At 62.7% G+C, this 12,107-nt stretch carries 16 protein-coding genes; 8 read left to right on the forward strand and 8 right to left on the reverse strand.

The window, feature by feature from the left end; genetic code table 11:
• The first annotated feature begins 15 nt into the window (after nt 1–15).
• A complete protein-coding gene (locus FJQ89_RS14360) occupies nt 16–843 on the forward strand; it encodes an IclR family transcriptional regulator domain-containing protein (RefSeq protein WP_141170672.1) in 828 nt (275 codons plus the stop codon).
• Here the strand turns inward: FJQ89_RS14360 and FJQ89_RS14365 are convergent, their stop codons facing one another.
• Genes FJQ89_RS14365 through FJQ89_RS14380 form a run of 4 tightly spaced genes read right to left on the reverse strand, consistent with a single transcriptional unit; the run spans nt 844 to nt 2,959 of the window.
• Nucleotides 844–1,701, reverse strand: coding sequence for a ChaN family lipoprotein (locus FJQ89_RS14365; RefSeq protein WP_141170673.1), 858 nt, complete (start codon nt 1,699–1,701; stop codon nt 844–846). It abuts the gene before it with no gap.
• 42 nt (nt 1,702–1,743) lie between these two features.
• The gene (locus FJQ89_RS14370) at nt 1,744–2,175 is read right to left on the reverse strand and encodes a DUF6691 family protein (protein ID WP_141170674.1); all 432 of its coding nucleotides are present in this window, start codon (nt 2,173–2,175) and stop codon (nt 1,744–1,746) included.
• On the reverse strand, nt 2,172–2,597 hold the full coding sequence (locus FJQ89_RS14375; protein ID WP_141170675.1) for a YeeE/YedE family protein: 426 nt from the start codon (nt 2,595–2,597) through the stop codon (nt 2,172–2,174). Before FJQ89_RS14375 ends, FJQ89_RS14370 begins: the two co-directional genes overlap by 4 nt.
• Nucleotides 2,598–2,605: 8 nt before the next feature.
• The gene (locus tag FJQ89_RS14380) at nt 2,606–2,959 is read right to left on the reverse strand and encodes an ArsR/SmtB family transcription factor (protein ID WP_071075569.1); all 354 of its coding nucleotides are present in this window, start codon (nt 2,957–2,959) and stop codon (nt 2,606–2,608) included.
• A 331-nt stretch (nt 2,960–3,290) separates the two neighbouring features.
• Between FJQ89_RS14380 and FJQ89_RS14385 the strand changes: the two genes are divergently transcribed.
• The gene (locus FJQ89_RS14385) at nt 3,291–3,677 is read left to right on the forward strand and encodes a hypothetical protein (RefSeq protein WP_141170676.1); all 387 of its coding nucleotides are present in this window, start codon (nt 3,291–3,293) and stop codon (nt 3,675–3,677) included.
• A 60-nt stretch (nt 3,678–3,737) separates the two neighbouring features.
• On the opposite strand, the gene FJQ89_RS14390 is transcribed toward FJQ89_RS14385, so the two are convergent.
• The 3 genes from FJQ89_RS14390 to FJQ89_RS14400 are packed head-to-tail and all read right to left on the reverse strand — an operon-like array spanning nt 3,738 to nt 6,105.
• Entirely contained in the window at nt 3,738–3,917 is a 180-nt protein-coding gene (locus tag FJQ89_RS14390; RefSeq protein WP_099762197.1) for a hypothetical protein, read from the reverse strand.
• Between the two features lie 19 nt (nt 3,918–3,936).
• The gene (locus FJQ89_RS14395; RefSeq protein WP_141170677.1) at nt 3,937–4,524 is read right to left on the reverse strand and encodes a DUF1697 domain-containing protein; all 588 of its coding nucleotides are present in this window, start codon (nt 4,522–4,524) and stop codon (nt 3,937–3,939) included.
• 15 nt (nt 4,525–4,539) lie between these two features.
• The gene (locus tag FJQ89_RS14400; RefSeq protein WP_141170678.1) at nt 4,540–6,105 is read right to left on the reverse strand and encodes a sensor histidine kinase; all 1,566 of its coding nucleotides are present in this window, start codon (nt 6,103–6,105) and stop codon (nt 4,540–4,542) included.
• A 216-nt stretch (nt 6,106–6,321) separates the two neighbouring features.
• Between FJQ89_RS14400 and FJQ89_RS14405 the strand changes: the two genes are divergently transcribed.
• Together FJQ89_RS14405 and FJQ89_RS14410 are read left to right on the forward strand one after the other, a co-directional pair.
• Nucleotides 6,322–6,651 carry a hypothetical protein gene (locus tag FJQ89_RS14405; RefSeq protein WP_341474462.1) on the forward strand — a complete coding sequence of 110 codons (330 nt, stop codon included), beginning with the start codon at nt 6,322–6,324 and terminating at the stop codon, nt 6,649–6,651.
• Nucleotides 6,648–7,493: an HDOD domain-containing protein gene (locus FJQ89_RS14410; RefSeq protein WP_071075563.1), complete on the forward strand. Its 846-nt coding sequence runs from the start codon at nt 6,648–6,650 to the stop codon at nt 7,491–7,493. The genes FJQ89_RS14405 and FJQ89_RS14410 overlap by 4 nt, the downstream gene beginning before the upstream one ends.
• Nucleotides 7,494–7,634: 141 nt before the next feature.
• On the opposite strand, the gene FJQ89_RS14415 is transcribed toward FJQ89_RS14410, so the two are convergent.
• A complete protein-coding gene (locus tag FJQ89_RS14415) occupies nt 7,635–7,961 on the reverse strand; it encodes a hypothetical protein (protein WP_034746769.1) in 327 nt (108 codons plus the stop codon).
• 677 nt (nt 7,962–8,638) lie between these two features.
• On the opposite strand from FJQ89_RS14415, the gene miaB reads away from it, so the two are divergent.
• The 4 genes from miaB to FJQ89_RS14435 all read left to right on the forward strand — a co-directional run bounded on the left by miaB (nt 8,639) and on the right by FJQ89_RS14435 (nt 12,053).
• Nucleotides 8,639–10,006: a tRNA (N6-isopentenyl adenosine(37)-C2)-methylthiotransferase MiaB gene (gene miaB / locus FJQ89_RS14420; RefSeq protein ID WP_116745517.1), complete on the forward strand. Its 1,368-nt coding sequence runs from the start codon at nt 8,639–8,641 to the stop codon at nt 10,004–10,006.
• Entirely contained in the window at nt 10,003–11,067 is a 1,065-nt protein-coding gene (locus FJQ89_RS14425; protein ID WP_096237787.1) for a PhoH family protein, read from the forward strand. The genes miaB and FJQ89_RS14425 overlap by 4 nt, the downstream gene beginning before the upstream one ends.
• Nucleotides 11,051–11,521 (forward strand): rRNA maturation RNase YbeY, encoded by a 471-nt coding sequence (gene ybeY / locus FJQ89_RS14430; RefSeq protein WP_141170679.1) that lies wholly within the window; start codon nt 11,051–11,053, stop codon nt 11,519–11,521. Before FJQ89_RS14425 ends, ybeY begins: the two co-directional genes overlap by 17 nt.
• A 112-nt stretch (nt 11,522–11,633) precedes the next feature.
• On the forward strand, nt 11,634–12,053 hold the full coding sequence (locus FJQ89_RS14435; protein ID WP_141170680.1) for a DUF4259 domain-containing protein: 420 nt from the start codon (nt 11,634–11,636) through the stop codon (nt 12,051–12,053).
• Nucleotides 12,054–12,107 lie beyond the last annotated feature (54 nt).

Here is a 12,107-nt window from a genome sequence, read left to right on the forward strand (position 1 = left end):
CCCATTGGAATTGCCATGACCGCACCCCGCAGCACGCCCCTTTCAGCCGAAGACACCCTTGACGCCGACGGCGCGCCGCGTCCTGGCGACAGCTATGTGCAATCGTTCGCGCGCGGCCTGGCCGTGCTGCGCAGCTTTGGCGCAGAGGCGCCGCAACAGACCCTGAGCGAAGTGGCGGAACGCGCGCAGCTGACGCGCGCAGGCGCGCGGCGCATCCTGCTCACCTTGCTGCATCTCGGTTATGTGGAAGCGGACGGGCGGCTGTTCCGTTTGACGCCCAAGGTGCTCGACCTCGGTTATGCCTATCTGTCGTCCTTGCCCGTGTGGACGCAGGCGCAGCCGCTGCTGGAAGAATTGATGCAGACCTTGCGCCAGTCATGCTCGGCCACCGTGCTCGACGGCGACGACATCGTCTACGTCGTGCGCCTGTCCGCGCACCGCACCATGTCGATCAACCTGGGCATCGGCAGCCGCCTGCCCGCCTACTGCACCTCGATGGGACGTGTCTTGCTGTCGGGCCTGGCGCCCGAGGTGCTGCGCCAACGGCTGTCGGCAATGGCGCTGCTGAAAGTCACGCCGGCAACCAAGGTCGATATCGAGGTCTTGATGGAAGAGATTGCGCAAGTGCGGCGCCAGGGCTGGTGCCTGGTGCAGGAAGAGCTGGAACAGGGCTTGATCGCCCTGGCCGCACCCGTGTTCGACCGGGCCGGCAAGGTGGTGGCGGCGATCAATGTCAGCGGCCAGACGGCAGGGCCGTCCGTGGCGCATTTGCTGGAACACAGCTTGCCGAAACTGCTCGATACGGCCAGCCGGGTCAGCGCCCTGGTGCGGGTGCAGCAGTGATTATTTTTTAAACTTCGCGCACGGGTCCGGGCGCGGCTGCGCCGGCATCGTTTGCGTCAAGTCGAACGTGCCCTTGTAGCCGCTGCCGCCCTGCTCCAGGTAGCCGATGCTGCGCACGTTCAGTTGCGGGTCAGCCAGCTTCAGCCAGCGGGGCACGCCGATATCCTTGCGCACATGGTCATTGCCGGCGATCAGCACCACGTCGCGCGGCGCCTGGTCACGGATCAGCTTGGCCATCCAGATATCGCGCGCCACCTGGGCGTTGACGACACCCTTGATCATCATCTCAGGCAGCATATTGCAGCGGGCCGCCTGGACTTCCTTCTGTTGCCCTTCCAAAATATCGGCCGGCACGGGTGCGGCCAGGTAAGTGGCCACCATGGCGGGCGGCATGGCCCATTGGATGCCGTCGCGCACGATGCGCGAAGCATCGGCCGGCGACAGATTGCCGGCGACCAGGGTCAATTGATAGCTGATGACCAGGTCCAGCACGGGCCGGTACAAGCTCCAGTCCCAGCGCGGCTGTTCCATCACGCGGATGATGCAATCGGGGTCGGCGCAATCGCGCGCGGCGCGCGTCAGCAAGGCCTGGTTTTCGCGGTCGAACTGTTCCATGACAATCACGGGACGCCAGCCAGCCGCCAGGCGGCGCTGCAATTCGGCGACGCGCAGGCGCTGGCCTTGCGCATTGTCATGCACTTCCCCCAGCAGCAGCACTTGCGGATTGGGCAAGGTGTCGGCCGCGGGTGCGGGCGCGGGCGGGGCTTCCTTCTTCAGCAAGCTGCCGCAGGCGGCCAGCGCCAGCATGCTGCACAGCAGGGCAGCGCGCGCGCCGGCGCGGAAAATCACGGTTGTCATGTAAGCGGTATCCAAAGTGGCGATGCGCCAGATTGTACCGTCTCAGGCCGGCGCGGGTAGCTTGCGGCGCTCCAGCACTTCAAACAGAAGCATGCCCGCCAGCATCGCACCGGTAAAGATCCAGGCCTTCGGCTGGCCCGCCAGCAGGGAGACGAGGGCGGGACCGGGACAGAAACCGGCAATGCCCCAGCCTGCGCCAAAGGCCAGGCTGCCCAGCAGCAAGCGCCGGTCGATGCGGCGCGACGCCGGCAATTGCATGGGCTCGCCCAGCAGCGCCGTGCTGCGCCGGCGCGCCAGCCAGAAGGCAGGCATGGCCACGGCGATGGCGCCGCCCATCACCAGCGCCAGGGACGGATCCCAGGCGCCGGCCAGGTCGAGGAAACCGAGCACCTTGGCCGGGTTGCTCATGCCGGAGACGATCAGGCCCAGGCCAAAGACGAGGCCGCTCAACAGGGAAAGGAGTAGCTTGCTCATAGGTGGCGCAACAAATAGACGGTGAGGAAACCGGCCGCCATGAAGGCCATGGTGGCCGCCAGCGAACGCGGTGACAGGCGCGACAGGCCGCACACGCCGTGACCGCTGGTGCAGCCGGCGCCATAGCGCACGCCCACGCCCACCAGCAAGCCCGCCACGGTCAGGGCCAACGTGCCCGCCTCGATCTGCACGGGCGGCAAGGTTTGCCACAACTGCCACAGCAGGGGCGTGCCGATCAGCCCGGCAAGAAAGGCGATGCGCCAGCCCAGGTCACCCTGGCGCGGGCGCAGCAAGCCGCCGAGAATGCCGCTGATGCCGGCGATACGCCCATTGAACAGGATCAATAGCGCAGCCGCCAGGCCGATCAGCATGCCGCCGGCCAGCGAAGCCCACGGCGTGAAGTGCTGCCAAGCAATAGTCATGGTCGGCCTCAGTCCGCTTCGTCGTTGAATGGCAGACGCGGCGCGCAGAACTGCGCGTACAGCACTTGCAGCACGGCCAGCACGGGCGCGCTGGCGACGCGATAATAAATCTGCTTGCCATCGCGCCGCGTGGCCACCAGCATCTCTTCGCGCAGCACGCCCAGCTGCTGCGACAGCGTCGGCTGGCCGATGCCCACTTTTTGTTCGAGGTCGCTGACGCAATGTTCGCCCTGCGATAGCTGGCACAGCAGCATCAAACGGTCGGCATTGCCCATGGCCTTGAGCAGCGAGCTGGCCTTATAGGCCGAGCCACGCATGGCGTCGAGGTTGTATTCGGCGTGTTGTGTTGCAACTGTCTCCATCTTGCCCTCCCACAGGCGGTCATATTCATCATCATGCGATAAACAATATACTAATCAATATATTGTTTTCCTGCTGGCGATTCGCACAAAAAAACAACAGTATTTTTCAGCGATAGCGTGCTCATGCAAAGTGTGAGGCAGCGATAGCCAGCACGCTATCAAAATGATAAATATTCGTAATTTAAAGCAAATATGCGTAGCAAAATTGCCACGACTTGTGCTGTAATAAGACCTCATCATAAAAATTGTGATACGCCCCCGCACAGGCGCATTATCCGTCCAGGCGCAGGCCGGTTTCGGCCACGCCGCACGGTGAACCAGGGAGTCAACGATGAAGATTTTTCAGCCGCTATGCGTGGCCGTGCTGGTGCTGTCGGCGTATGCCGGCAATGTGGCCGCCAGCGCGCCTGCCGTGAGCGACGACAGTCTCGCTTTCAGCAACATGACGGACAATCCCGCCTGGGAAACGCCGGACTTGCCGTATGCTCGCCTGCTGACGCAGCACACGACGCTCAATGCGACCCCGCGCTGGCTCAACGCCGGTACGCGCCAAAGCGCACTGGCGCCCCCCACCACCGCCGCCACCACTCCTGCCGTACAACAGCCGAACGTGCCGCCGCCCGTGCCCGAAGCGAGCATGGTCTCGATGCTGCTGGTAGGACTGGGTTTGCTGGCCTTGAGCATGCACGGTGAAAAACAGGAAAAATTCGATGGCTGAGCCCATTCCGGCGGCCAATGCCCTTGCATTAAAAAAATTCCGCCTTGCGCGGAATTTTTTTTACTTGTCCAGCAAGCGGCACACCCTTTCGATATTGCCCACCGGAATACCCGACTTCAGGGCGCGCGCGATGCAGCCCGCCTTGTCCGGCCCCGAGGCGGACATGAGCACGAAGGCCGTGCCCAGGGCGCTGACGGCGAGCAGCAGGATCAGCACGCCCTTGACGATATCCCAGTTCATGGCGTCTCGATGGCCGGCATCAGTGCTCCTTGGAAAATGAGGAGGTGGCTGCCGCCTCGGGCCCGTTCAGCAGCGCATGTAATTTTTGCATGGTGGCCCAGTTGCGCGAGGTGACGCCATCGCCCAGCAGTACACCCAGTGACGCCACCACCTTGCTGGCCAGCACGCCATCGGGACACCAGGCATACGCGGCCCATCGTCCCAGCGCCAGCGCTTCCGGCTGCCACGGCCGCTGCAACAGCGGCGCCAGGCGCTGCACGTCGGCCGGATTGTTCAGCACCAGGGTCAGCAGACGGGCCGCATCGGCCGCCGGCGCCAAGGTGTTTTGTTCGATCAGTTCGGCAAACTGGCCGGCCGACAGCACCGTCACCCGCGCCGCAACGCCCAGTTTCAGCACCAGCGCTTCCTCGATGCGGGCAGCGGCCTCGGCCGGTGCCGCCGCGCCCCCGTCATACACGACGTTGCCGCTGTTGAGTACTGTGCGTACCTGCGCAAAACCCAGGTCGCCCAGCAGCTTGCGCAGGTCGGCCATGGCCACGCGCTTGGCGCGTCCCACATTGATCCCGCGCAAAAGCGCCACTTGCTGACTGTTTTCTGGCTGTGCCATGTCTCTTCTCCTTGCCTATGCCGGGCTGCTGGTACTGTCCGGCAACGGCGTCACCGTGGGCAGGCGCAGCAGGAATGTTGCGCCCTGTCCCAGCGTGCTGCTGACCGTGATGGTGCCGCCAAACTGCTTGGCAATCAAGTTGAACACGATATTCAAGCCCAGGCCCGTGCCGCCCTGTCCCCGCCGCGTGGTGACAAACGGGTCAAACACGCGGTCGAGCATGTCGGGCGCGATACCACGGCCGTTATCGCGCACCTGCATGGCGATCCATTCGCCGTCGCGGCGCACGCCGATATGGATGTTGCCGGCCGTGTCCACATCGAAGGCGTGCTCGACACAGTTCAAGACCAGGTTGGTCAGCACCTGCGCCAGCGCACCCGGATAGCTGTCGAGCATGATGTCAGGCGGGCAATCGATATCGATGCGGATGCGCGTCTTTTTCAGGGTCGGCTGCAGGCTCGAGATCACTTCCCCGATATAGTCGCGCAATTCGAACAAACGGCGCGCCTCACTAACCTGGTCGACGGCGATCTGCTTGAAGCTGTGGATCAGGTGCGCGGCGCGATAGGCATTGTTCATGATCAGCCGTGCGCTCTCGCCGGCCGTTTCCAGGTAGCGCACGATATCGGTTTTCTTCACGCTGCCGCCGGCCACCGCTGCGCTGATGTGATCGGTGGCTTCCTTCAGCACCGAGGCACTGGTCAGCGCGATGCCGACCGGCGTATTGATTTCGTGTGCCACGCCGGCGACCAGGCTGCCCAGCGAAGCCAGGCGCTCCGACTGCAGCAACGATTCCTGCGCGCGGCGCAACTCGTCCATCGCCTGCGCCGTCTCCTGCTGCGAACGACGCGCCATATCTTCCGCCTCGCGGCTGCCCTCGATGATGGACTTGAGCTTGCGCTGCACGGCATTGAAGCCGCGGATTACGTCGCCCAGTTCGTCGCGCCGGTTTTCCGGCAATTCTTCGACCTCGTCGCTGCCGCGCGTGGCCAGGTCGATCAAGCCGTCGCGCAACTGTTTCAAGGGGCCGAAGACGATGCGCAGGCTCAGCGCCAGGGCACCCACCAGGATGATGTCAAGCAGTAATACTTCCAGCACCTTGCGCCACACTTCGCCGCGCAGGGCCGCATCGATCTGCGCGCGGCTGAAATTGACGATGACTTTGCCGACGATCACCGGCTTGCCGCCCGAGGCCAGAGCCACGGCGTCGCGGAACACCAGCGGCGCCTCGACGGGCGTGCCGCCCATGGCCACGTCGGAGGTCAAAGGCACCAGGGTGCCGGCCGCGTCGCGCACTTCACCGGCAAACAGCCCCACGGAAGCGTCGTAGACGCGGATGCCGACCAGCTCCGGCGGCAGCATTTCGGCAGCGACAATGCTGTCGACCTTGGATTTGTCGAGATCCCACAGGGCCGAAGGCAAGCTGGTCTGCAAGCGCGTGAGCACGCCGCTGCGCAGGCGCGCGCTGCCCGATTCAAGTTCCTGGCTCAGTGTATATTGGGTATAGCTGCCAGAAATACCCAGCACCAGGGTGACGATCACGACAAAAAGCAAGGTCAGCCGGACTTGGATACTCACCATCGATCAACACTCCCCGGGCCAGGCCAGCCGCCGGCCCGCGGCGCGGGCGCAGATACGTCAGCAATGCAACTGCCTGTATCAAATGTACGGTATGACATGCTGATTGGCAAGATTTACAGCGACCCCGTTTTCGACAGGGGCATTGATACAGGTTGAGACATTGCGCCATGGCAATGGTAATATCTTGCAATCATCTAAGGAGTCGTCATGACGGTCATGCATCAACATCTCCCCTTGGAACAAGTGCGTCCTGGCATGGTCTTGTCGGATGTCTTGCTCGACGCGCATGGACAAGTGCTGTTGCCGCAAGGCGCGGTACTGACGGAAAACATGCTGTCCCTGATGCCACGCCACGGCATCGCCATGCTGCCGATCCAGGCGCCGCCCCCTTCGCCAGAGGAAGTGGCCGCGCAGCAGGCGGCCGATAGCGCGCGGCTGGCCTACCTGTTCCGCAAGCATGATCCGGACGATCCCGAGGACACCGCCACGACCTTGCTGCGCAACTATGTCACGGCGTATCGCCTGGATACGGGAGAGCCAGCATGAGCACCCAGCTGACGCTCGACGATATCGTCGCCCACCTCGATGACCTGCCTTCCTTGCCTGCCGTCGTCATGGAGTTACTCAACAGCATAGACCAGGAAGACGTCGATATTTCCGTGCTGGCGAAAAAAGTCTCCTACGACCAGGCGCTGACGGCGAAAACCCTGCGCCTGGCCAACTCCTCGCAATATGGCTTGCAGGTCAAGGCCACCACCATCCAGCAGGCGATCACCTACCTGGGTTTCCAGACCACGCGCAGCCTGATCACCTCGGCCGCCATCACGGGCTGCTTCCCGGAAGGGCGCTGCCCCGGCTTCGACGACAAGGCCTTCTGGCGCCATTCGGTCGCGACGGCCGGCTGCGCCAAGGTGCTGGCGCGGCAGATCCGCTTCAACCAGGATTACGCCTTCACGGCCGGCTTGCTGCATAACATCGGTCGCCTGGTGCTGGTCAGCAGCTTTCCCGCACACTACGCGCAAGTCATCGTGTACCAGGCAGCGCACGATTGCAGCCTGCTCGAAGCGGAGCAGGCCGTGCTGGGCGTGGACCACGTGCAGGCGGGCGTGGCACTGGCCGAACACTGGAATTTTTCCGACACCATGCGCCTGGCGCTAGCCAACTACCTGCAGCCGGAAACGCCGGGCGCAGGTTTCCTGGCAGCGCTGATCCACGTCGCCAATGCCATCGTCTGTGCGCTCGACCTGGCGCAGGCGGGCGACGACATGGTGCCGCGCGTCTCGCCGGTGGCCTGGGATGCGCTGGGCCTGAGCGAAGAGACGTATCTGCAACTGTTCCGCGAAACGGAGCTGCGCTACGACGAAATTACCTCGGCGCTGCTGAGCTAAACGCCGCGCCACATGCCAACGGCTCTCGCCGCGAAGCGAAAGCCGTTATGGGTACTGCGGTGTATCCATGCTGCCCGGTCCACACCAGCCTGTTGCCGCCAGCAGTGACGCAAGCGGCACAGTCAGCGTGCAACCGCCACATCAGTGCGCGTAATTCGATTCTTGCGCATCGCCGCGGTCTTCCGCTTTTGGACGGCCCTGGGCGTCGGACAGACGGTATTTGGTGCGGCGGTCGCCCATCAAATCGCGCAGGTCACGGATGCTCATGCCCGTCACCTCGTGCATGCGGATCAGCAGCGAGGCGCCGACCGGCAAGCGGTGATGGCGGATCTTGCTGATGACGGGTGGCGCCACTTCGAGCAAGCGCGACAGGGCTGCGTCGTTTTTCAGCTGCATCTTGCTCAGCAGAATATCCAGCAGGTGATTCGGGTTGTAACTCTCTTGCGATGCTAATGCATGATGTGCCATGATTTTTCCTCGTCTAGTGAATGTTCAAAGAATGCCGATACGAACTTAAGGCTGGCTTAGAGTGTTTAAATAAACGTCTTTCCATCGGACTCAGCCTCCCCTCCGCCTTCCCTCCTTGTCGCACTGCCTGCACAGGACTCGCACAGCCAACGTGCGCAGCTTGCCGCGTGAGTAAATGCACTGCAACCCACTGAAATGAATTGCATATAAAGCAATATACTAGTCCAAACAGGCCGCATCTGCGCCTCGCGCAAACTTCCTGATTGTTAAATATCAATCAAGCTGCTAGTTGGCTTGCCAACGATGCCATTTCAACACATTAGGATGCCAGCGGCCGCACACAAGGCTTTGCAGCAACTTGTTACAAATCAATGGTGTCGCACGGCAATAAATGCTTTACGGCATCGCCGTGCCGGGCGCCGTATTCACGCTGCAATCTTGTCGGCATGCTCAGCACAACATGGCCCGTCCCGGCGATTTACGCTAAACTATGGCCTGAACTTGCAGCGAGCCTGCCAGCGGGCAGCCAGAGGCGCCCGGCCGGTGATCCACCGCCTCCCGCCCCGAGCGGCGCACGGCGCAAGCCCCCTGCCCGGCTTACTTGCCGCCACACTCGTTTGCCCCACTTATTTGTCCCACTTACTTGCCGCCACATTTACCGATAAGCATCCGACTCCATGCAGAAAAAAGTATTCATTAAAACCTTCGGCTGCCAGATGAACGAGTACGACTCGGACAAGATGGCCGACGTACTGGGCGCTTCCGACGGCCTGGTGCGCACCGACACGCCGGAAGATGCCGATGTGATCCTGCTCAACACTTGCTCCGTGCGCGAAAAGGCGCAGGAAAAAGTGTTTTCCGACCTGGGCCGTCTGCGCGAGCTGAAACTGGCCAAGCCGCACCTGCTGATCGGCGTGGGCGGCTGCGTGGCCTCGCAGGAAGGCGACGCCATCGTCAAGCGCGCGCCGTATGTCGACATGGTCTTCGGCCCGCAAACCCTGCACCGCTTGCCGCAAATGATTGAGTTGCGCCGCTCCAGCGGCGCTTCGCAGGTCGACATCAGCTTCCCGGAAATCGAAAAGTTTGACCACATGCCGCCGGCCAAGGTGGACGGCGCATCGGCATTTGTTTCCATCATGGAAGGCTGCAGCAAATATTGCAGCTATTGCGTCGTGCCCTACACGCGCGGCGAGGAAGTGTCGCGCCGCTTCGAAGACGTGCTGACGGAAGTGGCGGGCCTGGCCGCCCAGGGCGTCAAGGAAATCACCCTGCTGGGGCAGAACGTGAACGCCTACCGTGGCGCGATGGAAGGCGGAGACATTGCCGACTTCGCCCTGCTGCTCGAATACGTGGCCGACATTCCCGGCATCGCGCGCATGCGCTTCGTCACCAGCCACCCGAAGGAATTCACGCAACGCCTGATCGACGCCTATGCGAAGATCCCGCAGCTGGTCGACCATCTGTACCTGCCGGCGCAGCACGGTTCCGACAAGATCCTGGGCGCCATGAAACGCGGCTACACGGGCCTAGAATACAAGTCCATCATCCGCCGCATCCGCGCCGTGCGCCCGAACATGGCCATTTCGTCCGACTTCATCGTCGGCTTTCCCGGCGAGACGCAGGCCGACTTCGACGCCATGATGAAGCTGATCGCCGACGTGGGGTTTGACAACAGCTACAGCTTCATCTTCAGCAAGCGCCCCGGCACGCCGGCCGCCAGCCTGGCAGACGATACGCCGCATGAAGTCAAGCTGGCCCGTTTGCAGCAGCTGCAGGCGGCCATCGACGCCAACACGCGCAAGTACAGCCTGGCCATGGTGGGCAGCGTGCAAACCATCCTCGTCGAAGGCCGTTCGAAGAAGGACACCGATGACAGTGAACTGCAAGGCCGCACGGAAAACAACCGCGTCGTCAATTTCGACGCCGGCCCGGACGGCTTGCAACTGATCGGCCAGCTGGTCGACGTGCGCATCACCGAAAGCCACTCCTACACCCTGCGCGGCGAACTCGTCGCCGGCGCTTCCGCATTGAAAAGAGCCAGTTGAAAACCAAAGCCCCGATACAGCCGCATTACTTCATCCCCGAGCCGCTGGACAACACGCGCCTGGCGCATCTGTGCGGGCCGCTCGATGAAAACCTGCGCCAGATTTCCGCTGCCCTCGACGTGACGATCTTCCGCCGCGGCGAGAAATTCATCGTCGGCGGCAGCAATGCCGAACGGGCCGTGGAAATCCTCGACCAGTTCTACGCCATCGCCAACAAGGTCGTGCCGCTGGAAGAAGTGCAACTGGCCCTGGTGGAGCAGCGCGCGGGACTGTCCGCCGCTTCGGAACACCACGTCAACGCGCCTGCCAGCACCTTCGTCGAGCCGGACATCGCCAGCCCCGTGCTGAAAACGCGGCGCAGCGACCTGCGCGGGCGCACGCCGCACCAGATCGCCTACCTGCGCGACATCCTCGAACACGACATCAGCTTCGGCGTGGGTCCGGCCGGCACCGGTAAAACCTATCTGGCCGTCGCCTGCGCCGTCGACGCGCTCGAACGCGACGCCGTCAAGCGCATCATCCTGACGCGCCCCGCCGTCGAAGCGGGCGAGCGCCTGGGCTTCCTGCCGGGCGACCTGGCGCAAAAGGTCGATCCGTATCTGCGGCCCCTGTACGACGCGCTGTACGATTTGCTGGGCTTTGACCGCACGCAAAAACTGTTTGAAAAACAGGTGATCGAGATCGCCCCGCTGGCCTACATGCGCGGACGCACCCTGAACCACGCCTTCGTCATCCTCGATGAAGCGCAGAACACCACCGTCGAACAGATGAAGATGTTTTTGACGCGCATCGGCTTTGGCAGCAAGGCCGTGGTGACGGGCGACGTGACGCAAGTCGACCTGCACAAGAGCCAGACAAGCGGCCTGATCGACGCCGTGCACGTGCTGAAAGACGTGCGCGGCATCGGCTTTACGCAATTTAACAGCAGCGACGTGGTGCGCCACCCGCTCGTCGCGCGCATCGTCGATGCGTATGAAACGGCGCAAGCGGCCGGCGCCAGCGCCGCCCAGTTACTTCCTTTATTGACACCAGCTGCCGCCAAAAATGTCCGAAAAAAATAAACTGTCCTTGTCCGTGCAATACCCGGACGCCCGCCTGGAAACCCTGATCACGCGGCCCAAAGTGCGCCGCTGGGTCAAGGCGGCCCTGTTCGCGCCCGCCGAATTGACCATCCGCTTCGTCGACGCGGAGGAAGGCCGCACCTTGAACCGCGACTACCGCGAAAAAGATTACGCCACCAATGTGCTGACCTTTGCCTACAACGAAGGCGAAGAGTTAAGCGACGACGAGCCGACGCGCGCCGACATCATCCTGTGCACGGACGTGCTGGAAAAGGAAGCGGCGGAACAAAAGAAAAGCGTGGAAGAGCACACGGCCCACCTGATCGTGCATGGCGTGCTGCATGCGCAGGGCTACGACCACATGGATGACGAGGAAGCGGCCGAGATGGAGGGCCTGGAAACGGAGATCCTCGCGAAACTCGGCATCAGCGATCCCTACGCGGACCAAAAATAAGCCGCGCAGCTCGGGTAGGTCGGGGTAGGTCGGGGTAGGTCGGGTTAGCCCGCAGGGCGTAACCCGACAGCCACAATAGCGCCATCAACCACACACGTAACAAGGACACACTATGGGCACTTGGGCCACCGACGCCTTCGGCAACGACTACGCCATGGATTGGGCGCAGGACTTGCACGAATATAAAACCCTGGAACTGGTCGAGACCACGCTCGACAACGTCATCGACAGCCAGGAAGCGGAACTCGAAGCGCCGTTTGCCGCCGAAGCGCTGGCCGCGCTGGAAGTGATCGCGCGCCTGCAAGGCAAGCCCGGAGAAAACGACCCGGCCACGGCGGAAGTGGACGAATGGGTGGCCGCCTGCAAGAAGAAAGTCACGCCGCCGCTGCTGGAAAAGGCACGCCTGGCGTTCGAGCGCATCTTGGCCGAGTCGTCGGAACTGCGCCAGCTGTGGCAGGACAGCGAGCATTTTACGGACTGGCAGGCGGACGTGGCGGCCTTGCGCGCGCGTGTGCTGGGTCAGGACGCCTGAAACGTCGGGCAACGGCGCACTTCGACGTATTAAATTTGCATCAAAAGCGGGGAA

It is taken from the genome of Janthinobacterium tructae, assembly GCF_006517255.1.
GTDB classification, from domain to species: Bacteria; Pseudomonadota; Gammaproteobacteria; order Burkholderiales; family Burkholderiaceae_D; genus Janthinobacterium; species Janthinobacterium tructae.

Coding starts and splice junctions, on each gene's coding strand:
- FJQ89_RS14360 (WP_141170672.1), top strand. CDS start 16: ATGACCGCACCCCGCAGCACGCCCCTTTCAGCCGAAGACACCCTTGAC.
- FJQ89_RS14365 (WP_141170673.1), bottom strand. CDS start 1,701: ATGACAACCGTGATTTTCCGCGCCGGCGCGCGCGCTGCCCTGCTGTGC.
- FJQ89_RS14370 (WP_141170674.1), bottom strand. CDS start 2,175: ATGAGCAAGCTACTCCTTTCCCTGTTGAGCGGCCTCGTCTTTGGCCTG.
- FJQ89_RS14375 (WP_141170675.1), bottom strand. CDS start 2,597: ATGACTATTGCTTGGCAGCACTTCACGCCGTGGGCTTCGCTGGCCGGC.
- FJQ89_RS14380 (WP_071075569.1), bottom strand. CDS start 2,959: ATGGAGACAGTTGCAACACAACACGCCGAATACAACCTCGACGCCATG.
- FJQ89_RS14385 (WP_141170676.1), top strand. CDS start 3,291: ATGAAGATTTTTCAGCCGCTATGCGTGGCCGTGCTGGTGCTGTCGGCG.
- FJQ89_RS14390 (WP_099762197.1), bottom strand. CDS start 3,917: ATGAACTGGGATATCGTCAAGGGCGTGCTGATCCTGCTGCTCGCCGTC.
- FJQ89_RS14395 (WP_141170677.1), bottom strand. CDS start 4,524: ATGGCACAGCCAGAAAACAGTCAGCAAGTGGCGCTTTTGCGCGGGATC.
- FJQ89_RS14400 (WP_141170678.1), bottom strand. CDS start 6,105: ATGGTGAGTATCCAAGTCCGGCTGACCTTGCTTTTTGTCGTGATCGTC.
- FJQ89_RS14405 (WP_341474462.1), top strand. CDS start 6,322: ATGCATCAACATCTCCCCTTGGAACAAGTGCGTCCTGGCATGGTCTTG.
- FJQ89_RS14410 (WP_071075563.1), top strand. CDS start 6,648: ATGAGCACCCAGCTGACGCTCGACGATATCGTCGCCCACCTCGATGAC.
- FJQ89_RS14415 (WP_034746769.1), bottom strand. CDS start 7,961: ATGGCACATCATGCATTAGCATCGCAAGAGAGTTACAACCCGAATCAC.
- miaB (WP_116745517.1), top strand. CDS start 8,639: ATGCAGAAAAAAGTATTCATTAAAACCTTCGGCTGCCAGATGAACGAG.
- ybeY (WP_141170679.1), top strand. CDS start 11,051: ATGTCCGAAAAAAATAAACTGTCCTTGTCCGTGCAATACCCGGACGCC.
- FJQ89_RS14435 (WP_141170680.1), top strand. CDS start 11,634: ATGGGCACTTGGGCCACCGACGCCTTCGGCAACGACTACGCCATGGAT.